Here is a 23,920-nt window from a genome sequence, read left to right as displayed (position 1 = left end):
AGCCTGCCGCGGGCATTCCAGCCCGCGGCGCAGTCACTCAGGGCACCAGCGGCAGCTCGCGTTTGTGGCGGGTGGCATCGAAGGTGCGGACGATGGTGGCATAGGCCGCCTCGCTGACCCTTTCGCCGTGCAGGAAGGCGTCGATCTCGGCGTAGCTGACGCCATGGGCTTCCTCGTCCGGCTTGCCCGGGCGCAGTTCTTCCAGGTCGGCGGTCGGGGTCTTCATCACCAGGTGCTGCGGTGCGCCCAGGTGCTTGGCGATGGCGCGTACCTGATGCTTCACCAGGCCGGACAGCGGCGCCAGGTCGCAGGCGCCGTCGCCGAACTTGGTGAAGAACCCCATCACCGCCTCGGCGGCGTGGTCGGTACCTATCACCAGGCCGTTGTTGGCGTTGGCGATGGCGAACTGGGCGACCATGCGGATGCGTGCCTTGATATTGCCGACCACGAAGTCGCGGCGCGCGTCGGTCAGTTTCTGCAGGTGGGTGACCTGCTCGCCCAGTCCCAGCACGCTGCTGGCGATATTGACGGTGTCCTCTTCATCGGCGCGGATGAATTTCAGCGAGTCCTGGGCGTCGTGCTCGTCGTGCTGGGCGTTGTGCGGCAGGCGCACGGCGATAAAGCGGTACGCCGAATCGCCGGTTTCGGCGCGCAGCTCCTCCACCGACAACTGCGCCAGGCGCCCGGCGGTCAGCGAGTCGACGCCGCCGCTGATACCGAGCACCAGCACCTTCAGCCCCGAGTTGCGCAGGCACTGCTTGATAAAGGCCTTGCGCCGTTCGATCTCGGCGACCAGGGCGGTTTCGTCGGCAAAGGGCGGCACCACCTCCAGGGCGGCGGCGATTTCGGCTTGGCGGTTGCTCATCTCGGGCTCCTTGATGCGGGTCGGCGCTGCAAAGCGGGGAAACGGAAAGCGCTAGAGCTTACGTCGATCCAGGGGAAAAGTGCAGGCTAGAGAGCGACGGGCGCGAGGAGCGGACAAAAAATGCCCGGGAGGCATTTTCAACGTCGCGTAGCGAAGGCCCGTAGGGGGCGCCAGGGATGGCAGGCCATAAAAAAATAGGCGCCAGAGGCGCCAGGAGCTTTCAATCGATGCACAGGTTCCGAACCCGGCGTCGGCGGTAAGTTCAATTCGATGATGTAAAAAGGCCATCTTTTGGCTGCGACTTTTGCGCAGGCAAAAGAAAAGGCGCCAGAGGCGCCTTAAACGATGATCTATGGAGTAAGTCGAATAGTCTGAGTGAGGCACCGACGGAAAGGTTCAGCGCCACCCGACGAACGGTCGTCACCTGGCCGGCATCAGCAGCAGGCGCTGGTTGCCGTAGACCTTGTCCAGGTTCTCCGCCCGGAACGGGAAGCTCATATAGCCGCCCTTGAGCCAGGCCTCGATGCCGTCGGCATAGTGCGGGCTGGCCGGGTTGCCCGACTGGCCGGAGCTGTTGACGCCGCGCAGCGGCTCGGCGGCGGCGAAGTCGACGACGATGCGCATGGCCGGGATCAGCCAGGTGTCGAAGTCCTGGCCCCAGGCATAGGCCGAGACGTTGAGCGTGCTGTGGTCGCCGCCGGCCGGGTAGGGGCCGCGGTCCAGGTAGCTCTTGAGCGCATTGATGCTGGCGCGCTGGCTGGCGCTCATATAGGGCGCCAGGCGGGTGGTCTCGGTGATCCATGCGTAGCTGTGCAGCTTGCCCCATTGCCAGGCGCTGCGCTCCTGGCCCAGGCGGCTTTCCAGCAGCTCGATGCTGGCGGCCAGGCTGCGCGCGAGGATGGCCGGCTTGTCTTCCTGCTGCGGGGTGCGCAGGTCGTTCCAGAACGGGCTGTCGGGGCGGCCGAGCAGGTGGTCGGCTTGCGCCGAGTAGGAGGTGTTGGCGGTCTGCACCAGTGCCTGCCAGGCCGGGCTGCTGTCCGGGCCGAGTTCGTCGAGGAAGGTCTGCCGTGCGCTTTCATGCAGGAAGGCGGCGTAGATCGCCGCATCGGCGGAGCTGGCGGCCAACCTGCCGTCGAAGGCCAGCAGGCGTTGCAGGGCTTCCTCGGCGCGCGGGCGCTGGGCGGCCGGCAGGGCGGCGATGGCGTCGCGCAGCGGGCCCTGCATGCCCGGGTCGTTGAACATGGCCTGCAGCTTGGCGACGAAGGGCGAGGTCTGGTCGTACTGCATGGCGATCATGCTGCGGCCGTCATGCTGACCGCTGCCGGCCAGTTCGGCGATGCGTTCGGCGCGCTCGGGGTAGTACCAGGAACTGGACAGCTGCATGCCGTAGCCCGGTTGCACGCTGCGCTGGTTGGCGCTGCCCAGCCAGCCCTGCGGCGGGTCCTGGTCGTAGGGGTGGAGCATCGGGTCGGTGAAACCGTCCCAGGCGTAGCGTGCGTCCCAGCCGGGCGAGGGCAGCAGGCCGCGGCCCTCGCGGCGGTTCGGGTAGCGCCCGGTGACCTGCCAGCCGATGTGCTGGGCGTCGGCGAAGACGATGTTCAGCGGCATGGCGCGGATTTCGCGGGTGGCCTCGAAGGCCGCGTCCACCGACTGCGCGCGGGACAGGTCGAAGAAGGCGTCGAGGCTGGCGTCGCGCTCGAACTGGGTGGTCTTCAGCGCCAGGCCGTAGCCGCTCTCCAGGCGCATTGGTTGCAGCGCGTGTTTGCGCTCGCCCAGCACCGAGTTCAGCAGCGGGCCGTTGCGGGTCTCGTAAAGTGTCTCGCGGATCGGCCGCTGGCCCTTGATAAAGAAGGTCTCCTGGCGCTCGCCGGCCAGCAGCCACTGGCCGTCGGCCAGGTACAGCAGGCGGCCGCCCTCGCGCTTGACCCGTTCGAGGAACAGGTCCTGGTTGTCGCCCATGACCATGGTCATGCCCCAGGCCAGCTTGCCGTTGTAGCCGGCGACCACGGCCGGCACGCCGGCCAGCGAGATGCCGGCCGCCTGGTACTTGGGCGAGCGGATCTGCACGAAATTCCACAGCGAGGGCATCGCCAGCGGCAGGTGGGTGTCGTTGGCCAGCAGGCTCTTGCCGCCGCGCGTACGCTCGGGAGCGATGGCCCAGTTGTTCGAGGCGGCGACGCCGAGCATGTGCTGCGCGGCGATCTGCGCCGCGGCCTGGCCGACGGCCTGCAGGCCGGGCAGCTGGCCCTTGAGGTCGAGGCCGGCGAGCTTTTGCGCCTCGTCGAACGGCAGCGCCTCGTCGGGGTAGATCGGCAGCAGCCAGGGCAGCTGGTCGGCGCCGACCTGCTGGGCCATGACCAGCGCGGCGATCTCCTCCTGCAGATTGACCGCCAGGCCGAAGTTGAGCAGGCAGAACAGCAGAACCGAGTCCTCCGGCTTCCAGTAGGCCGGCCGGTAGCCGGACTCGGCCAGGTCCATCGGCAGGCGCTCGCGGTAGCGGAACATGTAGGCGTTGACGCCGCGCGCGTAGACCTCGAAGAAGCGTTTCAGCCGCGGCGAGGCGCCGGCATAGAGCTCCTCGGCGCTGCGCTTGAGGTTCACCGCGCGCATGAACCTGTCCATCTCCAGCACGCCGGGGCCGGCCATTTCCGCCAGGCGCCCTTCTGCCAGCAGACGCATGCCGACCATCTGGCTGAGGCGGTCGCCGGCATGCACGTAGCCCAGGGCGAACAGCGCATCGTGGAAGGTGCCCGACTCGATCAGCGGCATGCCGAGGGCGTTGCGGCGGATCGAGGCGCTTTCCGCCAGGCCCTGGATGCGTTCCACGCCGCGCGTCGGCGGCACGCTGTCGGCATAGCGACTGTTGAGCAGGGACTGGCAGCCGGCGAGGCCGGTCAGCGAGGCGGCAAGGGTCAGGCAGGCCAGCGTGCGCATGGCGAAATTCCTTGGCAGGCAATAGGTCGGGGTGCGGCGGCTGCGCGCGACGGGCCGATCGCTGCCGATCGGCCATGAAGTCGCCACGGTAATGAGGGGCGCAGAGCCTGGCAAGAGGGGGTTCAGGCGTTTCGCCGAGCGCTCTTCAGCCCTTCGTCGAGCAACCAGCGGGCGGCCGTACGGGCGGCGGCCTTGTGCTGCAGCTCGAGCTCGTTGAAGCGCTTCTCGAAGCGCCGCCGCTCGTGCTTGTCCAGCGCCTTCCAGGCGCCATGGGTGGGCACCTCGGCGGTGGCCTCGAACAGCAGGTGGAACACCTGGCAACGGCTGTCGCGGCTCAGTTCGCTGTCGTAGTTGTCCAGCAGCACCTTGATGCGGATGGCGCCTTCGATCAGCGGCAACTGCTCGTCGAGCAGGCTGCCGGCGAGAATCGTCAGGTCGCCGCCGAGGCGCTGCTGGCGCTCCTGCTGGGCGGCGGCCTGGCTGCGTTGCTGCGCCCAGACGCGGCGCCAGAGATGCCAGGCATAGGCGGCCAGAGCCGCGATCAGCAGCAGACCGGCGAGCAGCAGGGCGAGGGTCGGCGCATTCATCGGGGCTTCAGGCGCCGTGGCATTTCTTGAACTTCTTCTGGCTGCCGCAGGGGCAAGGGTCGTTGCGGCCGACGTCCTTCAGCGCGTTGCGCACCGGCTCCTGATGGCCGTGGTTGCAATGCGGGCCGTGGACGTGGTCATGATCGTGATGATGGTCGTGATCGTGGTTGCAGTCGGGGCCGTGGACGTGGGGTTGGTTGCTCATGGCGGTTACTCCGGGATGAAATCGCCGGGAATTATCTCGCCATTGCGCGACATGTGCACGCTGCGGCCGAACAACATGCCGGTTTTCACTTCGCCCTGCAGGCGATAGCGGATCGGCTGGTCGGGTTTCTCCAGCATCTTCACGATCTGCCGCACGTGGCGCCAGAGGTTGGTACGTACCGGCACCTCGAAGCTGTGGTGGCCATGCGCGGGCACGGTGAACCACTCATTGGAATAGCCCTCGGCCAGTTTCATCTCGTTGAGGTGTACGGCGTAGTCGAGGCCGCGCACCGGCAGGCTGAAGCCATTGGGGTTGTCGATCCGAAAGCGCAGGCGGAACTCCTGTTCGAGCAGCCTGGCCTTGATTACATCAACTTTGATGAGCTGGACGTCCGGGTCCTTGAAACCACCCGTCATCCAGGTGGAGCATCCTGCGAGGCCCGAGCACAGGCCGAAAAACATCAATAGGCTGATAATTCTTATCATTTGCGCCTGATAAAGCATGTCATACCCCCGATAACGCCCCCAGTGTAACAAGCAACCGCTCGGCTGCAACCTGGGCACTCCATCATTATTTTTTGCCGCGAGGTTGCCGCAGGTTCCTGTCCAAGTCGGTGGAAAAGCGGTGGATGAGACGCCTGCGGTGTTAGCGCCAAAAAACCTGCGCCATACTGAGGGCCGAATAGGACAGGAGTGTGACCATGAGTCGCTACGAGATCGCCTTTTCCGGGCAACTGGTACCGGGTGCCCAGCCGGAGCTGGTCAAGGCCAATCTGGCCAAGCTGTTCCAGGCCGATGCCCAGCGCATCGCCCAGCTGTTTTCCGGGCGGCGCATCGTGATCAAGAACAACCTCGATGCCGCCGGGGCGGAGAAGTATCGCGCCACCCTGGAGCGCGCCGGCGCGCGGGTCGAGGTGGTGGACATGGATCTGCCGGTGGAGGAGGTGGAACTGGCGCCGCCGCCCGCCGCCGAGCCTGCGCCTGCAGCGCCGTCGGCGAGCGCCGCTGGCGGCCGCCTGCGGGTGGCGCCGCGCGACGAGTACATGGCCGCCTTCAGCGAGGTGGACGCGCCGGACTTCGGTATCGCCCCGGTCGGCGCCGATCTGCAGGACGCCAAGCCCGAGGCCGCCGCGCCGCAGGTCGATCTATCGCAGTTCAGCCTGGCGCCGGTCGGCAGCGACATGGGGCAGGCCAAGGCGGCGCCGGCCGCGCCGCCGCCGGATACCTCGCACCTGAAACTGCAGGAATGACACCGGGCCCGCCACTGCGGGCCCGATCGTTTCAGCTTGCCTGGCACTTGGCCTCGGCCTCTGCGGGCTCGAGCTTGCGCACCGAGACGTAGAACAGCTCGCAGGTCTGCAGCTGGTCGTTGACCTGCCATTTCTGCAGGCAGCTGGCGAGCGTCTGCTGCGGGTCGGCGGCGGGCTGCCGGCCCATGCCGGCTTGCCAGCAGGCGGCGCTGAGATCCTGGCCCATGACCCGGATGCCGGTGGCATCGGCCTTGGCCTGGCTGCCCTGGTTGTTGGCCGGATCGGCGGCGTACCAGATATAGCTGGGGTGGTTGGCGCCCAGCACCGAGACCTGCTGCCCCGGCGCGGCCTCGATCTGGCCGAGGCCGAGCACCGCCAGCTGCACGCCATACTGCTGCTTGACCCAGTCGCGCACCGGGCTGCCGAAGGCGACCATGGGCAGGCTGCCGCCGCCCTTGCCGGCGCTCAGCTCGCGCACCATGCGCTGCTGGTAGTCGTTGAAATAACCGTAGACCCCTTGCAGGGCGCTGCCGGCGTTGGCCGGCGCGGCGATCGGGGCGATATCGACGATGGTTTGGTAGGCCGGGGTCTGCGTCGCCGGCACGCCGTTGCTGACCAGCAGCGCGGCCCAGCGATCGGTGGTGCTGGAGCGCAGGTAGTCCTGCGCCTGGGTCAGCGAATAGTCCGGGGGGAAATGCAGCAGCTCGACGCTCTTGCGGTTGTCCAGGGCCATGCCCAGGGGCAGGAAGAAGTACCAGTCGTACTGCCATTTGCCGTCGCGGTTGAGCTGGTTGGCGCCATCGTAGGCCAGGTCGCCGGCGTCGAGCAGTTGCTTGAGCGGTTGCCCGTAGCCCTTGGGCGTGCCGGCGAAGTCGGCGTAGAGGCGCTCGCCCTGGCGCTGGATGGTCACCCGGGCGTCGGCGTAACCGTCGCGCGCCAGGCTCTGTTCGAGGTAGTGCTGCACCGTCTGCTCCAGCGTCCAGTCGCGGTAGCAGATCACGCTGCAGTTGTTGGGATAGGCGAACAGGCGGCTGACGCGCGCGCTGTCGCCCAGATCGAGGCGCTCCCCCTGCTGTCCGGACAGTTGGCTGGCGCAGCCGAACAGCAGACTGGCCAGGATGATCGCCACACCACTTTGCTTGTGCATGCCCTTCTCCTTGTTGAGCGTCCGCGCCCGGCGGTGTGCCGGCGCGGGCGCCCACAACTCAAGCAGAAAAGGCCGCAGGCGTCAGGTACGTGCGTTCAACCCAGGTAGCCGGCGCAGCATTTCTTGAACTTCTGTCCGCTGCGGCAGGGGCAGGGATCGTTGCGTCCGGCTTTCAGCGGCACGCTCGGGTCGAGGAAATACCAGCGCCCGCCGACCTGGACGAAGGCCGAGCGTTCGCGGTGGCTGTGCTCGCCCTGCGCATCGTGCCAGCGGGCGACGAAGCAGACCTGCGCATGCTCGGGCTGGCCGCCGAACAGCTCGCTGCTCTCCACCTCCAGGCCGAGCCAGGTGCTCTGCGCGCTCCAGGCGGCCATGGCGGCGCGATCCAGCGCGCTCTGCTGGGCCGGCAGGGTGGTGGCGACCAGGTAGTCCACCAGGCCCAGCACGTAGGCGCTGTAGCGCGAGCGCATCAGCAGTTCGGCGCTGGGCGCGGCGGTGCCGGCATGGTAGGGGCCGCAGCAGTGGCCGAGGGGGTTGCCGCTACCGCAGGGGCAAACGGGGTCGAGTGGATTCATGGCGTTACCACCAGTACTTGCCGAAGTTTTCCGGGTTGGCCCAGAACTTGGCGTTCAGCCAGTCAGGCACCTGCTTGTAGTCGAGCAGGTCGTAGGTGAACAGGTGCAGAGTCTGGCCTTCGCGCTGGAACTGCTCGCTGGCCTGCATGGCCAGGGCGAAGAAATCGGTTTCCCGCCAGTCTGCGGCCTGCAGGTCGACCAGCACGGCGACGCGGCTGGCGTTGAGGTTGCGGATGCCGCCGAGCAGTTGCAGGCCGTCGCGCTTGCTCAGGTGTTCCAGGCAGTCGACCAGCAGCGCCAGGTCGAAGCGCTGGGCGGCCAGCTCGGCCGGCAGGGCGGCGGCCGGCGCCGTGGCCACCCGGCACTGCGGGTGAGCGCCGTGGAAGGCGCTCAGCGCGGGCAGTTCGCTGGCCCCGACCAACAGCAGTTTCTCCGGGGTATAGCGGGCGAGCAGGGCGGCCAGGGCCTGCTGCGGGGTACGGGAAGAGTGGTTGGCAGTCATCGAACATCCTCGAACAGGGCGGCAAAGACTAACGTGGCGCCGGCAATCGGCCTAGAGCGAGGAGAAATTATGCGCTATGCCTTCTATAGCTGGCGGATTGCATAACTCCTGTCTTTACTACTCTTGAGTCGGTTATGGGCCGATGAACATTGGAGACCTAAAGTATGAGCATCACAAGGAAAGCTGTACCCCTGATTCTGGCCAGTACCCTGTTGACCGGCTGTGCCGGCCTGCAGAAGTCCGACTGGCCCACCTGTGCGGCGGTGGGCGGTGTTGGCGGCGCGGCGCTGGGGGCCATCGAAAGTTCCACCTGGGCCGGCGGCGGCGCCGTGCTCGGTGCCGGTATGGCCGCGGCCTACTGCTGGGTGCATGGCGCCGAGGAGCAGGTTGCCGTGGTCGAGGAAGTGGTGGTCGAGGAGGTCGTGGTGGCCGAACCGGCCGAGGCGGTGCGGGTCGAGCTGGACGTCAAGTTCGACTTCGACAAGGCTCAGGTCAAGGAAGAGAGCTATGGCGATATCAAAGCCCTGGCCGATTTCATGAAGCAATACCCGCAGACCAGCACCGTGGTCGAAGGACACACCGACTCGGTGGGGAGCGATGCCTACAACCAGGGGCTGTCCGAGCGCCGTGCCGGTGCGGTGCGTGACGTGCTGGTCAACCAGTACGGGGTCGAGTCCGGTCGCGTGCAGGCCGTGGGCTATGGCGAAAGCCGCCCGGTGGCCGACAACGCCACCAGCGAGGGGCGCGCCATCAACCGCCGGGTGGAAGCCGAGGTCGAAGCTCAGCCCTGAGCCGGCCCCGCGTGGCAACCGAGCCCGCGCTGTCCAGGGTTGCCTGGGCAGTGCGGGCTTTCTTGTGCAGCGGGGGGCGGCCGTCTTTACTCCAGTGATACCGGCATAAGGCCGGTAACACAGGAGAACCCCACCATGAGAGCGAACCTTCCCAGGTTTATCCCCCTTCTCTTGGTCAGCAGTGTTCTTTCCGGTTGTGCCACGACTTCCAGTACGGGAGACGCGCCGCTCAACCAGGGGAACTGGCCCCTGTGCAGTGCGATTGGTGCCTTGGCCGGTGGCGGCCTGGGCGCAATCGAGAGTTCCACCTGGGCAGCCGGCGGCGCGGTCGCCGGTGCGCTGCTCGGTACCATCGTCTGCTATGCGCAGGACGGCGACGAGGACGGCGATGGCGTATTCGACCGCCGCGACCGCTGTCCCGACACCCCCGCCGGTACCGCGGTCGGCCATAACGGCTGCCCGTTGCCGCAGTACCCGGCCAGCGTCGCCGAGGCGCCGCCGATGGAGACGCCGCAGGCCGAGGTCATCGTCCTTAGCGATCTGGGCAACGTGCTGTTCGCCTTCGATTCGGCCGAGCTGACCGGCGAGGCGCGCGGTTTGCTCGCCGACGTCGCCACGCGCCTGACCGGCGCCAACCTGGTCAGCGTCCGGGTGGTCGGGCATACCGACTCGGTGGGGAGCGATGCCTACAACCAGGGCCTGTCCGAGCGGCGCGCGCGCAGCGTGGCGGATTTCGTCATCGCCCAGGGTGTGCCGGCCGGCAAGGTCAGCACCGAAGGCCGCGGCGAGAGTCAGCCGGTGGCGGACAACGGCAGCGATGCCGGGCGTGCCGAGAACCGGCGCGTCGAGCTGCACGTGTCGCGCTAGCGGTGCGGTGTTGCCAATGGGGGCCGCAAGGCCCCCGTGTTTTTTCTGGCTCTGGTCATGCGGAGGGCAAGCGGTTAAGGTGCGGCACAACTAGAAAAAGAGCAGGCGAGGGCGGGGATGCAAGCACTGACGATGCTGGGTAAGGCGCTGGCCGGATTGTTCTGGCTGGCATTCGGCGCGGCCCTGGCGAAATGGCTGGGCAGCCCCTTCGAGCAACTGCTCTATCTACTGGCGGCGCTGCTGCTGGTGATCCATGGCCTGGAACTCTGGCTGTTCGCCGCCCTGCTCAAGGGGCGCACCAATCCCTGGCAGGATCGCGTGCAGATCCTGTTGTTCGGCGTGTTCCACCTGCTTGCCCTGCAATCGGCCATGCCGGAGCAGGAGCCGGCGCTGCTCGGCGGCGAGGAGGTGGCCCATGCGTAACCTGGCCCTGCTGCTGTGCCTCGCCAGCGCTTCGGCCTGGGCCGAAAACCACCTCAGCGTCGCTTCCCACAGCCTGTTGCGCCTGCCCGCGACCGAGGCGCGGCTGCAGCTGGCACGCCTGGAAGTGGCCGAGCAGGGCACCCTGCTGATTCCGGCCGGCGTCACTGAGCTGCATATCGGCGAACTGCATCTGGGGCCCGCGGCGCGCATCGGCATCGCCCCCGGCGAGCAGCCGCTGCGTCTCGAGGTGCTCCAGGCGACGGTCGCCGCGGACGTCTGGATCAGCGCTCAGGGCGCGCCGGGCGGGGTGCTCAAGCCGGCCACGGCGGGACGCGAGCTGAGCCTGCGCCTGCAGCAGGCCAGTATCCAGTCGTTGACCCTGGACGTGCGCGGCGGTCGCGGGGCGCCGGGCTATCGCGGCCTGGACGGCGCCAACGGCCAGGCCGGCGGCTGCACCTGGGGGCGCGCCAGCCATGGCCACGAAGGCCAGAACGGCGGCGACGGCAAACCCGGCGCCGCGGGCGGTCGGGTGCGCCTGGAGGTACCGGAGGCGGCATCGCTGGAGAGCATCCAGGTGCTGCTCGATGGCGGCGCCGGCGGTGTGCCCGGCGTAGGCGGCAAGGCCGGGCGCGGCGGTGCGAGCAAGGGCTGTCTGCTGTACAGCGTCGATGGCGCCGCCGACGGCCAGCCGGGCCTACCCGGCCGGCAAGGCAGCCCGGGGCGCGAAGGCGAACTGCAGGTGGTGCGCTTCTAGCCGCGCGCCTCTGCCCGCCCGGTGCGCGATGCGCGCCGATGGGTAGGTTGGCGCTGAGCCCGGCGAAGCCCAACAGGCAGCCTGCAGGGCTTGGCCCGGCGATCCCCTGTCGGTGGCGTCGGCTCGCCTCAGAAGCCCGGCCGCAGCGCCGCGATGCTCACCAGGAGCAGGCCGATCAGCAGGTTGCCGCCCACCACCTTGCGAATCCTGCCCAGGACTTCGCCGCCGGCCGGCCAGTTCTCGGCTTCCACCGCGCGGCGCAGTTCCGGCAGCTGCAGGGCCTGGATGCGCAGGAACAGCGCCAGCATGGCCAGGTACAGCCCCATCATGATGTGCACGTAGCGCGGCGCCGCATCGAAACCGCCGTAGCCCAGGTGCAGCATGCCCACGCCGCTGACCGGCAGCACCAGCACCGCCGCCCACACCCAGACGAAGAAGCGCTGGAACACGCTCAGCCACAGGCGCAGCCGCGCCGGCGCCTCCAGCACCTGAACCGCGGCCGGGCGCAGGATCATCCAGGCGAAGAACATGCCGCCGACCCAGATCAGGGCGGCCAACAGGTGCAGGGTGTAGAGCGGGGCGTAAGGCGTCATGCGGCGTCTCCGGTCGAGGCAGGGGCGGCGCGATGGAATCTGCGCCGAAGCGATTAGCGCGCTATGATAGCGGCCGATGCTCAAACACTGAAAATTTATCCAGCCTTTTTCGCCCTAGATCCCATGCTCAGCACCGAACTCAAGTCCCAGATCCAGGGCGCCTATTCCCGCTTTCTCGAGGCCAAGTCGCTCAAGCCGCGCTATGGCCAGCGCCTGATGATCGCCGAGATCGCCAAGGTGCTCGGCGCGATCAAGACCGACGACGAGGGCAAGCGCCTGGGCGAGCCCGCCGTGGTCGCGGTGGAGGCGGGCACCGGTACCGGCAAGACCGTGGCCTACAGCCTGGCCACCATTCCTACCGCCAAGGCGGCCGGCAAGCGCCTGGTGATCGCCACCGCCACGGTCGCCCTGCAGGAGCAGATCGTGCACAAGGACCTGCCGGACCTGTTGCGCAACAGCGGCTTGAATTTCAGCTTCGCCCTGGCCAAGGGCCGTGGCCGCTACCTGTGCCTGTCCAAGCTCGACCACCTGCTGCAGGACGGCGCCGCGCAGAGCGCCACTGCCCAGCTGTTCGAGGAGGAAGGCTTTCGCATCGACGTCGACGAGCAGGGCCAGAAGCTGTTCACCGCGATGATCGAGAAGCTGGCCGGCAACAAGTGGGACGGCGACCGCGACAGCTGGCCCGAGGAGCTGGAGGACAGCCGCTGGTCGCAGCTGACCACCGACCACAGCCAGTGCACCAACCGCCATTGCCCGAACTTCCAGCAGTGCGCCTTCTACAAGGCCCGCGAAGGCATGGGCAAGGTCGACGTGATCGTCACCAACCACGACATGGTGCTGGCCGACCTGGCCCTCGGCGGCGGCGCGGTGCTGCCCGACCCGCGCGAGACCATCTACGTGTTCGACGAGGGCCACCACCTGCCGGACAAGGCCATCGGCCACTTCGCCCACTTCACCCGCCTGCGTTCCACCGCCGACTGGTTGACCCAGATCGACAAGAACCTGACCAAGCTGCTGGCGCAGAACCCGCTGCCGGGCGATCTCGGCCGCTTGATCGAACAGGTGCCGGAGCTGGCCCGCGAGCTCAAGACCCAGCAGCAGTTCATGTTCGCCGCCTGCGAGCAGCTCGCCGACTTCAAGGCCGGCGAGGACATGGAAGGCCGCGAGCGCCCGCGTCACCGCTTCGTCGGCGGCGTGGTCCCCGAGCACCTGCGCGAGCTGGGCCTGGAGCTGAAAAAGGGCTTTTCCAAGCTCAACGATCTGTTCACCGGCGTCACCGAACTGCTCAAGGAGGCCATGGACGGCGAGGGCGCCAACGGCATCGCCAGCCACCAGGCCGAGGAGTGGTACCCGCTGTTCGGCAGCCTGCTGGCGCGGGCCAAGGGCAACTGGGAACTGTGGCTGGCCTTCACCGCCGAAGACCCCGAGGAAAGCCCGCCGATGGCGCGCTGGCTGACCCTGGCCGATGGCGGCGCGCTGTTCGACATCGAGGTCAACGCCAGCCCGATCCTCGCCGCCGAGACCCTGCGGCGCAATCTGTGGAACGTCGCCCATGGCGCCCTGGTGACCTCGGCCACCCTGACCGCCTTGGGCACCTTCGACCGCTACCGCATGCGCGCCGGCCTGCCCAAGGCGGCGGTCAGCGCCGTGGTGCCGAGCCCCTTCCACCATGCCGATGCCGGCGTGCTGCGGGTGCCCGACCTCAAGGCCGACCCGCGCGAGGCGGCGGCGCACACCGCGGCCATCGTCCGCGAGTTGCCCGGCCTGGTGGCGGGTAGTCGCGGCACCCTGGTGCTGTTTTCCTCGCGCAAGCAGATGCAGGAGGTGTTCGACGGCCTCGACCGCGACTGGCGCAAGCGGGTGTTCATCCAGGGCAACCTGTCCAAGCAGGAGACCCTGAACAAGCACAAGGCGCGGGTCGATTCCGGTGAGGAGAGCGTGTTGTTCGGCCTGGCCAGCTTCGCCGAGGGGGTCGACCTGCCCGGCGCCTATTGCGAGCACGTGGTGATCGCCAAGATCCCCTTCGCCGTGCCGGACGACCCGGTGGAGGCGGCGCTGGCCGAGTGGGTCGAGGCGCGCGGCGGCAACCCCTTCATGGAAATCGCCGTGCCCGACGCTTCCCTGCGTCTGGTCCAGGCCTGCGGCCGCCTGCTGCGCACCGAGGCCGACCGCGGCACCATCACCCTGCTCGACCGCCGGGTGGTCACCCAGCGCTACGGCAAGGCGATTCTCAATGCGCTGCCGCCCTTTCGTCGGGAAATTCACTGAAGCCCGCGGGCTGCGGGCTGATTGCCGATTGCCAGCGGTTCCCAAGGCGCCCGCGGGCTGGAACAATGCGCGGCAATTCAGTGAGCTAGGAGTCAGGCGTGCAGGTTCAGGGTTATTTCGACTTGCGCTTCGAAGCGGTGAAGGAGGCCTTCGCCGCGCTCTTCGACGACCCGCAGGAGCGCGGCGCCGCGCTCTGCGTGCAGATCGGCGGCGAGACCGTGGTGGACCTGTGGGCCGGGGTGATGGACAAGGACGGCCAGCAGGCCTGGCACAGCGACACCATCGCCAACCTGTTCTCCTGCACCAAACCCTTCGCCGCCGTGGTCGCCCTGCAGCTGGTCGGCGAGGGCAAGCTGGAGCTGGACGCGCCGGTGGCGCGTTACTGGCCCGAGTTCGCCGCCGCCGGCAAACAGCGCATCACCCTGCGCCACCTGCTCTGCCATCAGGCCGGCCTGCCGGCGCTGCATCAGATGCTGCCGGCCGAAGCGCTGTACGACTGGCCGACCATGACCGCCGCGCTGGCCGCCGAAGAACCCTGGTGGCCGCTGGGCGAGGGCCATGGCTACGCACCCATTACCTATGGCTGGCTGATCGGCGAGCTGATCCGCCGCGTCGAAGGGCGCGGGCCCGGCGACAGCATCGCCGCGCGCATCGCCCGCCCGCTGGGGCTGGATTTTCATGTCGGCCTGGCTGACAGCGAATTCGATCGCGTCGCCCATATCGCCCGCGGCAAGGGCAACCTCGGCGATGCCGCGGCGCAGCGCCTGCTCAAGGTGATGATGAGCGAGCCGACGGCGCTGAGCACGCGCGCCTTCACCAACCCGCCGTCGATCATGACCAGCACCAACAAGCCCGAGTGGCGGCGCATGCAGCAGCCGGCGGCCAATGGCCACGGCAACGCGCGCAGCCTGGCCGGCTTCTACGCCGGCTTGCTCGACGGCAGCCTGCTCGATGGCGAGCTGCTCGGAGAAATGACCCGTGAGCACTGTGTCGGCGAGGACCGCACGCTGCTCACCAGTACCCGCTTCGGCCTCGGCTGCATGCTCGACCAGGCCCAACTGGCCAACGCCACCTACGGCATGGGGCCCTACGCCTTCGGCCATCCCGGCGCGGGCGGCTCCAGCGGTTTCGCCGACCCGGAGCGCGACGTGGCATTCGGCTTCGTCACCAACAATCTGGGACCGTTCGTCTTGATGGACCCACGTGCGCAGAAACTTGCGCGCGAGTTGGCGCAATGCCTGTAACGGCCGGTCTACACTGCCCGGCAACATAAGTTGTGAATAAATCCGCTTTGACTGTTAGAACCTGGGGGCTTCATGCGCGCCAATAAGATCTTCGCTTTCACCTGCTGCCTGCTGATCGCCGGTTGCGCCGGCTCGGAAAAGAAGGAGGTCGCCAAAGCGGCGGTCATGCCGCCGCCGCAGGTGACCCGCGCCTGGCTCGACGAGTACGAACCGCGCCTGCGCGAGGCGGTCAAGGGTAGCCACTTCGAGTTCGAACGGCGCGAGAACCTGCTGGTGGTCACCGCCCCGGTGCAGGGCTCGTTCAACCCGGACCGCCCGCACATGCTGCTGCCAGTGAGCCTCGGCCCGATCACCCGCGTGGCCAAGCTGCTGGAAGCCGACGAAGACGTCGCGGTGGTGGTGCTCGGGCATGCCGACAGCAGCGGCGATGCCAGCCGCAACCGCGAGCTGAGCGACCAGCGTGCGCGCGCCGTGACCTCGATCTTCCGCCTGAGCGGCCTCAAGCAGAACCGCCTGCAGGTGCTGGGCCTCGGTTCCGATGCGCCGCGTGCGGCCAACGACAGCGCCGCCGGCCGTGCCCTCAACCGCCGCGTGGAAATCCTCTTGACCTCGCGCGACACCATGCATGGGCTGATCGCCAAGTACAGCCGGCCGGCCAAGGCAGACCCCGCCGCCGGACCCAAGGTGGCTGCCGTAGATCAAGGAAAAAGCAGCAAGTCGGAGTAAGCTTGGCGGCATTTCCCCATCGTGAGGAACTGCCATGACCCAGACGCTGGCCGATATGCGCCGCGACTACACCCGCGACGGCCTGAGCGAAGCCCAGGCCCCGCTGGAACCCTTCGCCCTGTTCCACCAATGGTTCGCCGAGGCGGTGAAGACCGAGCAACTGCCGGTCGAACCCAATGCCATGACTCTGGCCACGGTGGACGAGGAGGGCCGCCCGCACTGCCGGGTGCTGCTGCTCAAGGGCCTCGACGAGCGCGGCTTCACCTTCTTCAGCAACTACGACAGCGCCAAGGGGCGCCAGCTGGCGGCGCGTCCGTTCGCCGCGATGACCTTCTTCTGGCCCAGCCTGGAGCGCCAGGTGCGCATTGAAGGGCGGGTGGAACGGGTCACCCCCGGCGAGTCCGACGCCTACTACCAGGTCCGTCCGCTGGGCAGCCGCATTGGCGCCTGGGCCTCGCCGCAGAGCCGGGTGATCGCCGGGCGCGACGAGCTCGAAGGGCTGCTGGCCGAGACCGAGCGGCGCTTTCATGACCAGGCGCCGCACTGCCCGCCGTACTGGGGCGGCTACCGCCTGCTACCCGAGCGCATCGAATTCTGGCAGGGCCGCCCGAGCCGCCTGCACGACCGCCTCAACTACCGCCTGCAGGGCGAGGGTTGGCTGCGCGAGCGCCTGGCGCCCTGATAGGCAGGCCGGTATGGCGAGCGCGCCGGGCAATGGCTTGCTGGTTTCTAAAGCGCCTTCTGAACAGCAACCCGCTCGCCTTGGGGCGGGATGCTTTGAGGTTGTTTTGAGGATGGCTGCTTTCGGCCAATAACGGACAGTCAACTACTACTTCATTGGTGCATACAATGCATCAATGAAGTGCATGAGTACCAGATTGCTCAGATTCTAATGCACCCACATACTTGGCTCACCATCCTCAACTCCGTTGTGCGCCATGAGTCCTGAGCCCTTGGAAACCCGCCATAGCGATGAAATCGCAGCCCTGCTCGCAGTTGCCGAAAACGGTTCCTTCGTGGCCGCTGGGCGAGCTTTGCAAAGACACCCTTCCATAGTGTCCAAGCGGGTGGCTGCGATGGAAATGCGTTTGGGGGTACGGCTTATAGAACGCTCCACGCGCCAGGTGCGACTCACTCCGGCTGGTGCTCAGTTGACCCAGCGACTGAGAGGCGCCCTGGATGCCATTACCGAGGCACAACAGGAGGCTTCGCTGGGGGCAGCAGAGGCCCGTGGGCAATTGCGTGTGGCCTTGCCTTCGGCCATGGGGCGAATGTGGCTGGCACCCTTGTTACCCCAGTTTTTACAGCGCCATCCGCATATCACCGTAGTAATCGATTACAGCGACCGCTACGTCGACATCATCGCCGAAGGCTTTGATGCAGCAGTACGCATAGGCGAGCTGAACGACAACAGACTGATTGCCAAAAAGCTCAGCGAACACCGCCGGATTCTCTGCGCGTCTCCCGACTATCTTGCCCGTTACGGCGAGCCAGCTCAGCCCAAGGACTTGGTTGAACACAACTGCCTTCGCTTCAGCGGTTTTGCGTCATTCCCTGAGTGGTGTCTGTCGCGCAATGGTCGTGGGGAAAGAGTGCTGGTCAACGGCAACCTGACAAGTAATGACGGCGAATCGCTTCTGGCAGCGGCGCTGCAAGGTGCTGGAATCGTCGCCGGTGGCGAGTGGTTGATGGCACGTGAAATTGCAGCGGGACGACTGGTACAGGTGTTGCCCGGCTGGAGTCTGGACGAACAGGGGGGCATCTATCTGTTACGCCCCTCGGCACGCTTTGCGGCGGCCAGCACATTGGCATTCAAGGAATGGGTCGAGGGTGAGTTTGCCCAAGGGCCGCCCTGGAAGTCCGCTTCTCTCTGACATAAATAGTCCCCATTACTAGAACTGGAGGCACCCGTGTTCAAAGGTGTTGTCTTGTCCCTTGGCTCGTCCTGCATATTTGCCGGCCTGTACTTCTACGCCACGTTGCTGAAGCCGTTGAATGGCGAGGAAATCTTCGCGTGGAGGATGTTGTTGACGCTGCCCTGCGTCACGCTATTCATGCTTCTTGGCCGGGAATGGCACCATGTGGTGGATATCTTCCAACGTATTCTTCGTCGCCCTGTCCTGATAGTCGGACTGCTTTGCAGCAGTGCGCTGCTGGGGATTCAACAGTGGTTGTTTCTCTGGGCTCCGGTCAACGGTCGTGGCTTGCAGGTGTCCCTGGGTTACTTCCTGCTCCCCCTGATCATGCTACTGGTAGGTCGCGTGCTTTACGGCGAGCGATTAACCGCATTACAGAAAGCGGCAGCCATGACCGCAGCGGTCGGTGTCGGGCATGAGCTATATCAGGTGGGTGGCTTTTCATGGGAGGCCCTGCTGGTGGCTCTGGGTTTCCCTGTGTACTTCATGCTGCGGCGCAAACTTGCAACGGGTCACTTAGGTGGCTTGTGGTTCGACATGTGCCTGACGCTGCCCGTCGCCTGCTGGTTTATTGCCGGCCAGCAATCGACACTCGCTCACCTAGCCCAAACGCCCCGGCTGTATCTCTTGATCCCGATCCTGGCAGCTTTGAGTGCGGCGGCTTTTATGGCCTATACAGTCGCCAGTCGGGTGCTGTCCTTCAGCCTGTTCGGTCTATTGGGGTATGTAGAACCTGTGCTTATGGTGGTGGCTGCGTTGCTCATTGGTGAACAGATTCAGAGCCAGCAATGGCTGACCTACATACCTATCTGGATTGCGGTTGCCTTGCTGGTTGTCGAGGGTATTCAACATCTGCGAGCTGTGGTGATTCGACGCGAGATTGAACGCTGACCGGCGTTACGTCCGCTTCTGGCCGAAAACCGCCCTCCATAAGTCTCTGCGGCCTGTCCATCACCTACCGCCGGGCACGCCAGCCGCCAATAAGGCTGTAAGAAACGAGCACATAAGATACCTTTGCGCCACGAATCAACCAGGACAATGCGAACCGAACGATGGGTTTTGAACAATTAGCTGAGCTACGTGACCGCCTGCGGGCTGAAAAAGAGCAGATAAAGACCGCAAGCGCGAAGCCGCAAAAGCGCAAGGCGCCGCAGAAAGCCAAGCCACGCGAGCAGGATCCTACCGTCGAGGCGATCTGGAGGTTGCAGAAGCACTTCCCCTTGGCTTTCCCGGTCAATCCGGCACCCAAGGTGCCGCTGAAAGAGGGCATTCTCAAGGATGCCGAGCAGCATCTGCAGTTGCTCGGCATCACCGGTGAGCAGCTCAAGCTGGGCATTGCCGCCTGGTGCCGGGGCGGTCGCTACTGGGCTGCCATGACGGAAAATGCGCCGCGTCTGGATCTGCAAGGTCAGCCTGCTGGCGTGGTGACGGCGGCGCAGGCGCTGCATGCCAGGCAGCAGGCCAGGCGGCAACGTGCCGAAGCACGGCGCAATCAGGCCAAGGCGAAAGCGCCAGCGGACGACAAGGCCGTCGAGAGCGTTGCGCAGCCAAGCGCGGAGTAAGCCCTCTGGCAGCCTGATGGCTTTTCGACTCACTTGCGTCTCGATGGCCGCATCGTGAGGGCCGCTGATCGGCCTACAATGGCGGCCTTCCCCGCGAGGCCGCCCGCATGCTCGAACTCGACTCCACCCTGGCGCAGCACATAGTCGACCGCGCCATGGCCATCCTGCCGCACAACATCAATGTGATGGATGCCCAGGGCATGATCATCGGCAGCGGCGATCCCAGTCGCCTGCACACCCGTCACGAAGGCGCGCAGCTGGTGCTGGCCAACCGCCGCGTGGTGGAGATCGACGCCCAGGCCGCCGCCTGCCTGCGTGGCGTCAAACCCGGGGTCAATCTGCCGCTGCTGCATGGCGAACGGCTGATTGGCGTGCTCGGCATCACCGGCGACCCTGAGCTCGTGCGGCCCTACGCCGAGCTGGTGCGCATGGCCGCCGAGATGCTGGTCGAGCACCGCGTGCTGCAGGCCGAGCGCCACTGGCAGCGCCACCAGCAGGAGGCCTGGCTGCGCCAGTTGCTCGATCCGCAGCAGAGCCTGGCCAGCCTCGAGGTCGAGGCCGAGCGCCTGGCGCTGCAGCTCGCCTGGCCGCGGCAGATGTGCCTGCTGCGGTTGAGCGAGGAGGGCGACCCGCTGCCGCGCCAGGCGCGTCTGCTCGCCGCCCTGGGCGGCAAGGGCGAGCACCTGGTGGCGCCGCTGGGGCGGCGCGAACTGCTCTGGTGCCGGCCCCATAGCGCCAGCCGCGACGACCGCGCCTGGCTGGTCCAGGCCGACGAGCGCGAGTGGGGCGTGCAATCGCTGGCGCTCAGCGATCCGCTGCAGGACCTGGCGGCCCTGCGCCAGGCCAGCCTGGCGCTGCGCGACCTGCAGGCCTACGGTCAGGCGCGCTTTCCCGAGAGGCGTCTGCTGCGCCTGGACGAACTGCGCCTGCCGACTCTGCTCTACGCCCAGCGCCACAGCTGGCTGCTGCAGGGCTGGCTGGCGCCGCTGCGCCGGGTGCTGGCGCAGGACGCCCAGGGCACGCTGCGCGCCACCCTGGAGGCCTGGTGCGCCCACGACGGTCAGGTGCAGACCTGCGCCCAGGCCCTGGGCATTCACCGCAACACCCTGCGCTATCGCCTGGAGCGCATCGGCGAGCTCAGCGGCCTGGACCTCAACCGCTTCGACCAGCGCCTGCAACTGTCGCTCGGCCTCGGGCTGCTGGAGCCGGACGAGGGCTGACAGCGCCGTGCCGGCGCCGCTGCTAGGCTGCTGGGCGAGGTAGTCAGGGAACCGCTCTTGTGCGCCTGCACAGATCGGGGTGTTTGCTGGTCGGGCTTTTGGTGCTTGCGCACAGGGTCTGGGCGGGGCGGGCTGAGCCACAATGGCGCGCCTGTCGGCATTCCCGTCCGGGCCTCGCGCCCGCCATAACAACAATGAGGAGACTGGTCATGGGCCTGGTCCTGATCCTGGTGGCACTGATCGCGTTCATCGTGCTGTCCACCACCCGTTTGAAACTGCATCCCTTTCTCGCCCTGCTGGCCGCCGCGCTGATCGCCGGTTTCGCCTATCAGGTGCCCGCCGGCGAAATTCTCAAGACCATCGCTGCCGGCTTCGGCGGCATTCTCGGCTACATCGGCATCGTCATCGTGCTCGGCACCGTCATCGGGGTGATCCTCGAGCGCAGCGGCGCGGCCATCACCATGGCCGAGACGGTGATCCGCCTGCTCGGTCAGCGCTTTCCCACCCTGACCCTGTCGATCATCGGCTACCTGGTGTCGATCCCGGTGTTCTGCGACTCCGGCTACGTCATCCTCAACTCGCTGAAGAACGCCCTGGCAGCGCGCATGAAGGTCTCCGTGGTGGCCATGAGCGTGGCCCTGGCCACCGGTCTGTACGCCACCCACACCTTCGTCCCGCCGACCCCGGGGCCGATCGCTGCGGCCGGCAACCTGGGCCTGGAGGCCTCGCTCGGCCTGGTGATCCTGGTCGGCCTGCTGGTCGCCGCGGTCACCGCCTGCGCCGGCATGCTTTGGGCCAATCGCTACCTCAAACAGGACGACCATCAGCTGCTGGAGGAAGCGCCCAGCGAACTGCTCGCCGACGACGTCGACTTCGAGGCGCTCAAGGCCCGCTACGGCAAGCTGCCCAGCGCCTGGCAGGCGTTCTCGCCGATCTTCGTGCCGATCGCACTGATCTGCCTCGGCTCGCTCGCCGCCTTCCCCAGCAAGCCGCTCGGTGAGGGTATGCTGTTCGACCTGCTGAGCTTCCTCGGCCAGCCGGTGGCGGCATTGCTGGTGGGCCTGGCGCTGGCCTGCACCCTGCTCAAGGGCGAGGACAAGCGTCAGCAGTTCCACGACCAGGTGGCCGACGGCCTCAAGGCCGCCGCGCCGATCCTGCTGATCACTGGTGCCGGCGGTGCCTTCGGCGCCATGCTCAAGGCCACCGCGCTGACCGGCTACCTGGGCGACAGCCTGTCGGCCCTGGGCATTGGCCTGTTCATGCCGTTCCTGGTGGCGGCGGCGCTGAAGACCGCGCAGGGCTCGTCCACCGTGGCGCTGGTCACCACCTCGGCGATGGTCGCGCCGCTGCTGGCCAACCTCGGCCTGGACAGCGAGATGGGCCGGGTGCTGACCGTGATGGCCATCGGCGCCGGCGCCATGACCGTGTCCCATGCCAACGACAGCTTCTTCTGGGTGGTGACCCAGTTCAGCCGCATGAAGGTGGCCACCGCCTACCGTGCGCAGACCCTGGCCACCCTGATCCAGGGGCTGGCCGGCATGCTCACCGTCTGGCTGCTGAGCCTGGTTCTGCTGTAATCCGCTCTATCGGCGGACGGCCGGCGGCCGTCCGCCTCCGTCGAGGTTAGCCATCATGAAAATCGTCATCGCCCCGGACTCCTTCAAGGAGAGCCTCAGCGCACCTGAAGTGGCCGTCGCCATCGCCCGCGGCTGGCAGCAGGTGTTCCCCGACGCCGAATGCCTGTTGCGGCCGATGGCCGACGGCGGCGAGGGCACGGTGGACGCGCTGCTCGCCGCGGTCGGCGGCGAGCGCCGCGAGTGCCGGGTACGCGGGCCCATGGGCGCGCCGGTGGCGGCGCACTGGGGCTGGCTCGGGCAGGGCACCGCGGTGATCGAAATGGCCGCCGCCAGCGGCCTGCACTGGGTGCCGCGCGAGCAGCGCGATGCGCGCCTGGCCAGCAGCTTCGGCACCGGCGAGCTGATTCTGCAGGCGCTGGACGCCGGCGCCACGCGGATCATCCTCGGCCTCGGCGGCAGCGCCACCAACGACGGCGGCGCCGGCCTGCTGCAGGCCCTCGGCGTACGCTTTCTCGACGTCGCCGGACGCGAGCTGGCGCCCGGCGGCGCGGCCCTGGCGGCGCTCGATCAGCTCGACCTGAGCGGCCTGGACGCGCGCCTGCTGAAGGCGCAGGTCGAGGTCGCTGCCGACGTCGACAACCCACTGTGCGGACCGCGCGGCGCCTCGGCGGTGTTCGGCCCGCAGAAGGGGGCGACGCCGGCGCAGGTCGCCGAGCTGGATGCCGCGCTGGGGCGCTACGCGCGCATCGTCGCCGCCACCCTGGGCGAGGATCATGCGCAGTTCCCCGGCGTCGGCGCGGCCGGCGGCCTCGGCTTTGCCGCCCGCGCCTTGCTCAAGGCCAGCTTCCGCCCCGGCATCGAACTGGTCGCCGAGCTGTCCGGGCTGGCTGAGGCGGTGCTCGGCGCCGACCTGGTGATCACCGGCGAAGGGCGGATGGACGCGCAAACCCTACACGGCAAGACGCCGGTGGGCGTGGCGCGAGTGGCACGCGCCGCCGGGGTGCCGGTGATCGCCCTGGCCGGCAGCCTTGGCGAGGGCTACCAGGCGCTGTACCAGGCCGGTATCGAGGCGGCCTTCAGCCTCGCCCCGGGGCCGATCTCGCTGGAGCAGGCCATGCGCGGCGCCGCCGCGGAACTCGAGGCGCGGGCGGTGGACATCGCCAGGCTGTGGCGTCTTAGCTGAACTGCGTCTGTCCGAATCGGCTATTGTTGAGTCACGGCCGTGACAGCCGCGTGGACGCGGCGTCTAATGGATTGAGAAACTTCTGGAGGAACTGCTATGCGTAAACCCACTCTGCTCATTACCTCGCTGGCCGCGTTGCTGGCCCTCGGCGGGTGTGCGTCCAGCCTGACCGGCGACACCTACAGCCGCGACGAGGCCCGGACCGTGCAGACGGTGCGCATGGGCACCATCGAGTCGCTGCGTCCGGTGAAGATCGAAGGCACCAAGACGCCGATCGGCGCCGGCGCCGGTGCGGTGATCGGCGGTATCGGCGGCAGCACGGTCGGCGGCGGCCGCGGCAGTGCGGTGGCGGCGGTGATCGGGGCGGTGGCCGGCGGCCTGCTCGGCGCCGCGGCCGAGGAGGGCATCACCCGCACTCAGGGGGTGGAGATCACCGTGCGCGAAGACGACGGCACCCTGCGCGCCTATGTGCAGGAGGTCGAGCCGAACCAGATCTTCCGCGTCGGCGAGCGCGTGCGCATCATGACCGTCAACGGCACCAGCCGCGTCACTCACTGAGGTGCAGTGTACGAGCCGGAGCAGCCCCAGGTTGCTCCGGCTTTTTTGTGGCCCGTACGGGCCGCTGCCACGAGGCTGGGCGATTGGCGCGCCGCGCGTGTATTTAGTAATAATTCAATGCATGACGATGTGTCGATAGGTATGGATAATCGGCGCTTATTCGTGTCACGACAA

The 23,920-nt window shown here is 67.3% G+C and carries 24 protein-coding genes and 1 pseudogene; 16 read left to right on the top strand and 9 right to left on the bottom strand.

Annotated elements, in window-relative coordinates:
- Window positions 1-37 precede the first annotated feature (37 nt).
- From nadE to ACIGFL_RS19680, 5 genes are all read right to left on the bottom strand, one after another.
- On the bottom strand, window positions 38-865 hold the full coding sequence (gene nadE, locus ACIGFL_RS19700; protein WP_397498278.1) for an ammonia-dependent NAD(+) synthetase: 828 nt from the start codon (window positions 863-865) through the stop codon (window positions 38-40).
- Between the two features lie 420 nt (window positions 866-1,285).
- On the bottom strand, window positions 1,286-3,799 hold the full coding sequence (locus tag ACIGFL_RS19695) for a penicillin acylase family protein (protein WP_397498277.1): 2,514 nt from the start codon (window positions 3,797-3,799) through the stop codon (window positions 1,286-1,288).
- 122 nt (window positions 3,800-3,921) lie between these two features.
- Window positions 3,922-4,386, bottom strand: a complete 465-nt coding sequence (locus ACIGFL_RS19690) for a DUF2489 domain-containing protein (RefSeq protein WP_021444499.1) — start codon at window positions 4,384-4,386, stop codon at window positions 3,922-3,924.
- Between the two features lie 7 nt (window positions 4,387-4,393).
- Window positions 4,394-4,591, bottom strand: coding sequence for an SEC-C metal-binding domain-containing protein (locus ACIGFL_RS19685; protein ID WP_021444498.1), 198 nt, complete (start codon window positions 4,589-4,591; stop codon window positions 4,394-4,396).
- Window positions 4,592-4,596: 5 nt separating this feature from the next.
- On the bottom strand, window positions 4,597-5,094 hold the full coding sequence (locus tag ACIGFL_RS19680; protein ID WP_397498276.1) for an LEA type 2 family protein: 498 nt from the start codon (window positions 5,092-5,094) through the stop codon (window positions 4,597-4,599).
- A 197-nt stretch (window positions 5,095-5,291) separates the two neighbouring features.
- On the opposite strand from ACIGFL_RS19680, the gene ACIGFL_RS19675 reads away from it, so the two are divergent.
- On the top strand, window positions 5,292-5,840 hold the full coding sequence (locus ACIGFL_RS19675) for a hypothetical protein (protein WP_397498275.1): 549 nt from the start codon (window positions 5,292-5,294) through the stop codon (window positions 5,838-5,840).
- A 31-nt stretch (window positions 5,841-5,871) separates the two neighbouring features.
- Here the strand turns inward: ACIGFL_RS19675 and ACIGFL_RS19670 are convergent, their stop codons facing one another.
- From ACIGFL_RS19670 to ACIGFL_RS19660, 3 genes are all read right to left on the bottom strand, one after another.
- On the bottom strand, window positions 5,872-6,987 hold the full coding sequence (locus tag ACIGFL_RS19670) for a hypothetical protein (RefSeq protein ID WP_397498274.1): 1,116 nt from the start codon (window positions 6,985-6,987) through the stop codon (window positions 5,872-5,874).
- A gap of 95 nt (window positions 6,988-7,082) precedes the next feature.
- Window positions 7,083-7,562, bottom strand: a complete 480-nt coding sequence (locus tag ACIGFL_RS19665) for a YchJ family protein (protein ID WP_021444979.1) — start codon at window positions 7,560-7,562, stop codon at window positions 7,083-7,085.
- Window positions 7,563-7,566: 4 nt separating this feature from the next.
- Window positions 7,567-8,064 (bottom strand): DUF6231 family protein, encoded by a 498-nt coding sequence (locus ACIGFL_RS19660; RefSeq protein ID WP_397498273.1) that lies wholly within the window; start codon window positions 8,062-8,064, stop codon window positions 7,567-7,569.
- A gap of 437 nt (window positions 8,065-8,501) precedes the next feature.
- Here ACIGFL_RS19660 and ACIGFL_RS19655 point away from each other — a divergent pair.
- The 4 genes and pseudogenes from ACIGFL_RS19655 to ACIGFL_RS19640 form a co-directional block, all read left to right on the top strand.
- Window positions 8,502-8,855, top strand: a pseudogene (locus ACIGFL_RS19655) (OmpA family protein); the annotation flags it as partial.
- A gap of 135 nt (window positions 8,856-8,990) precedes the next feature.
- A complete protein-coding gene (locus ACIGFL_RS19650; protein ID WP_397498272.1) occupies window positions 8,991-9,722 on the top strand; it encodes an OmpA family protein in 732 nt (243 codons plus the stop codon).
- A gap of 117 nt (window positions 9,723-9,839) precedes the next feature.
- Window positions 9,840-10,145: a DUF1145 domain-containing protein gene (locus tag ACIGFL_RS19645; protein ID WP_122108690.1), complete on the top strand. Its 306-nt coding sequence runs from the start codon at window positions 9,840-9,842 to the stop codon at window positions 10,143-10,145.
- Window positions 10,138-10,899, top strand: a complete 762-nt coding sequence (locus ACIGFL_RS19640; RefSeq protein ID WP_397498271.1) for a collagen-like protein — start codon at window positions 10,138-10,140, stop codon at window positions 10,897-10,899. The genes ACIGFL_RS19645 and ACIGFL_RS19640 overlap by 8 nt, the downstream gene beginning before the upstream one ends.
- Window positions 10,900-11,027: 128 nt before the next feature.
- Here the strand turns inward: ACIGFL_RS19640 and ACIGFL_RS19635 are convergent, their stop codons facing one another.
- A complete protein-coding gene (locus ACIGFL_RS19635) occupies window positions 11,028-11,492 on the bottom strand; it encodes a CopD family protein (protein ID WP_397498270.1) in 465 nt (154 codons plus the stop codon).
- Between the two features lie 123 nt (window positions 11,493-11,615).
- On the opposite strand from ACIGFL_RS19635, the gene dinG reads away from it, so the two are divergent.
- The 11 genes from dinG (at window position 11,616) to ACIGFL_RS19580 (ending at window position 23,746) form a co-directional block, all read left to right on the top strand.
- The gene (gene dinG / locus ACIGFL_RS19630) at window positions 11,616-13,760 is read left to right on the top strand and encodes an ATP-dependent DNA helicase DinG (RefSeq protein WP_397498269.1); all 2,145 of its coding nucleotides are present in this window, start codon (window positions 11,616-11,618) and stop codon (window positions 13,758-13,760) included.
- A 98-nt stretch (window positions 13,761-13,858) separates the two neighbouring features.
- Entirely contained in the window at window positions 13,859-15,004 is a 1,146-nt protein-coding gene (locus ACIGFL_RS19625; RefSeq protein ID WP_397498268.1) for a serine hydrolase domain-containing protein, read from the top strand.
- A 72-nt stretch (window positions 15,005-15,076) separates the two neighbouring features.
- Complete coding sequence (locus ACIGFL_RS19620; RefSeq protein WP_122108685.1) at window positions 15,077-15,730, top strand: OmpA family protein; 654 nt, start codon at window positions 15,077-15,079, stop codon at window positions 15,728-15,730.
- 34 nt (window positions 15,731-15,764) lie between these two features.
- A complete protein-coding gene (gene pdxH / locus ACIGFL_RS19615; RefSeq protein WP_021442376.1) occupies window positions 15,765-16,412 on the top strand; it encodes a pyridoxamine 5'-phosphate oxidase in 648 nt (215 codons plus the stop codon).
- Between the two features lie 256 nt (window positions 16,413-16,668).
- Window positions 16,669-17,604: a LysR family transcriptional regulator gene (locus ACIGFL_RS19610; protein ID WP_397498267.1), complete on the top strand. Its 936-nt coding sequence runs from the start codon at window positions 16,669-16,671 to the stop codon at window positions 17,602-17,604.
- Between the two features lie 36 nt (window positions 17,605-17,640).
- Window positions 17,641-18,537: an EamA family transporter RarD gene (gene rarD / locus ACIGFL_RS19605; RefSeq protein ID WP_397498266.1), complete on the top strand. Its 897-nt coding sequence runs from the start codon at window positions 17,641-17,643 to the stop codon at window positions 18,535-18,537.
- A 161-nt stretch (window positions 18,538-18,698) separates the two neighbouring features.
- On the top strand, window positions 18,699-19,208 hold the full coding sequence (locus tag ACIGFL_RS19600; protein WP_021442373.1) for a ProQ/FINO family protein: 510 nt from the start codon (window positions 18,699-18,701) through the stop codon (window positions 19,206-19,208).
- 107 nt (window positions 19,209-19,315) lie between these two features.
- On the top strand, window positions 19,316-20,428 hold the full coding sequence (locus ACIGFL_RS19595; protein WP_397498265.1) for a CdaR family transcriptional regulator: 1,113 nt from the start codon (window positions 19,316-19,318) through the stop codon (window positions 20,426-20,428).
- A gap of 209 nt (window positions 20,429-20,637) precedes the next feature.
- Complete coding sequence (locus ACIGFL_RS19590; RefSeq protein ID WP_397498264.1) at window positions 20,638-22,005, top strand: GntP family permease; 1,368 nt, start codon at window positions 20,638-20,640, stop codon at window positions 22,003-22,005.
- Window positions 22,006-22,060: 55 nt separating this feature from the next.
- On the top strand, window positions 22,061-23,188 hold the full coding sequence (locus ACIGFL_RS19585; RefSeq protein ID WP_397498263.1) for a glycerate kinase: 1,128 nt from the start codon (window positions 22,061-22,063) through the stop codon (window positions 23,186-23,188).
- 96 nt (window positions 23,189-23,284) lie between these two features.
- Complete coding sequence (locus tag ACIGFL_RS19580; RefSeq protein WP_122108679.1) at window positions 23,285-23,746, top strand: hypothetical protein; 462 nt, start codon at window positions 23,285-23,287, stop codon at window positions 23,744-23,746.
- Window positions 23,747-23,920: the final 174 nt, after the last annotated feature.

It is taken from the genome of Pseudomonas sp. NPDC077649 (assembly GCF_044542855.1).
Classification (GTDB): Bacteria; Pseudomonadota; Gammaproteobacteria; order Pseudomonadales; family Pseudomonadaceae; genus Aquipseudomonas.
Note: the sequence above shows the minus strand (reverse complement) of the source record. Positions and strands in the feature narration are given on the sequence as shown.

Coding starts and splice junctions, on each gene's coding strand:
- ACIGFL_RS19610 (WP_397498267.1), top strand. CDS start 16,669: ATGAGTCCTGAGCCCTTGGAAACCCGCCATAGCGATGAAATCGCAGCC.
- ACIGFL_RS19590 (WP_397498264.1), top strand. CDS start 20,638: ATGGGCCTGGTCCTGATCCTGGTGGCACTGATCGCGTTCATCGTGCTG.
- pdxH (WP_021442376.1), top strand. CDS start 15,765: ATGACCCAGACGCTGGCCGATATGCGCCGCGACTACACCCGCGACGGC.
- ACIGFL_RS19660 (WP_397498273.1), bottom strand. CDS start 8,064: ATGACTGCCAACCACTCTTCCCGTACCCCGCAGCAGGCCCTGGCCGCC.
- ACIGFL_RS19690 (WP_021444499.1), bottom strand. CDS start 4,386: ATGAATGCGCCGACCCTCGCCCTGCTGCTCGCCGGTCTGCTGCTGATC.
- ACIGFL_RS19675 (WP_397498275.1), top strand. CDS start 5,292: ATGAGTCGCTACGAGATCGCCTTTTCCGGGCAACTGGTACCGGGTGCC.
- ACIGFL_RS19695 (WP_397498277.1), bottom strand. CDS start 3,799: ATGCGCACGCTGGCCTGCCTGACCCTTGCCGCCTCGCTGACCGGCCTC.
- ACIGFL_RS19620 (WP_122108685.1), top strand. CDS start 15,077: ATGCGCGCCAATAAGATCTTCGCTTTCACCTGCTGCCTGCTGATCGCC.
- ACIGFL_RS19685 (WP_021444498.1), bottom strand. CDS start 4,591: ATGAGCAACCAACCCCACGTCCACGGCCCCGACTGCAACCACGATCAC.
- ACIGFL_RS19650 (WP_397498272.1), top strand. CDS start 8,991: ATGAGAGCGAACCTTCCCAGGTTTATCCCCCTTCTCTTGGTCAGCAGT.
- ACIGFL_RS19595 (WP_397498265.1), top strand. CDS start 19,316: ATGCTCGAACTCGACTCCACCCTGGCGCAGCACATAGTCGACCGCGCC.
- ACIGFL_RS19580 (WP_122108679.1), top strand. CDS start 23,285: ATGCGTAAACCCACTCTGCTCATTACCTCGCTGGCCGCGTTGCTGGCC.
- ACIGFL_RS19665 (WP_021444979.1), bottom strand. CDS start 7,562: ATGAATCCACTCGACCCCGTTTGCCCCTGCGGTAGCGGCAACCCCCTC.
- ACIGFL_RS19670 (WP_397498274.1), bottom strand. CDS start 6,987: ATGCACAAGCAAAGTGGTGTGGCGATCATCCTGGCCAGTCTGCTGTTC.
- ACIGFL_RS19635 (WP_397498270.1), bottom strand. CDS start 11,492: ATGACGCCTTACGCCCCGCTCTACACCCTGCACCTGTTGGCCGCCCTG.
- ACIGFL_RS19680 (WP_397498276.1), bottom strand. CDS start 5,094: ATGCTTTATCAGGCGCAAATGATAAGAATTATCAGCCTATTGATGTTT.
- ACIGFL_RS19600 (WP_021442373.1), top strand. CDS start 18,699: ATGGGTTTTGAACAATTAGCTGAGCTACGTGACCGCCTGCGGGCTGAA.
- ACIGFL_RS19585 (WP_397498263.1), top strand. CDS start 22,061: ATGAAAATCGTCATCGCCCCGGACTCCTTCAAGGAGAGCCTCAGCGCA.
- ACIGFL_RS19640 (WP_397498271.1), top strand. CDS start 10,138: ATGCGTAACCTGGCCCTGCTGCTGTGCCTCGCCAGCGCTTCGGCCTGG.
- ACIGFL_RS19645 (WP_122108690.1), top strand. CDS start 9,840: ATGCAAGCACTGACGATGCTGGGTAAGGCGCTGGCCGGATTGTTCTGG.
- dinG (WP_397498269.1), top strand. CDS start 11,616: ATGCTCAGCACCGAACTCAAGTCCCAGATCCAGGGCGCCTATTCCCGC.
- nadE (WP_397498278.1), bottom strand. CDS start 865: ATGAGCAACCGCCAAGCCGAAATCGCCGCCGCCCTGGAGGTGGTGCCG.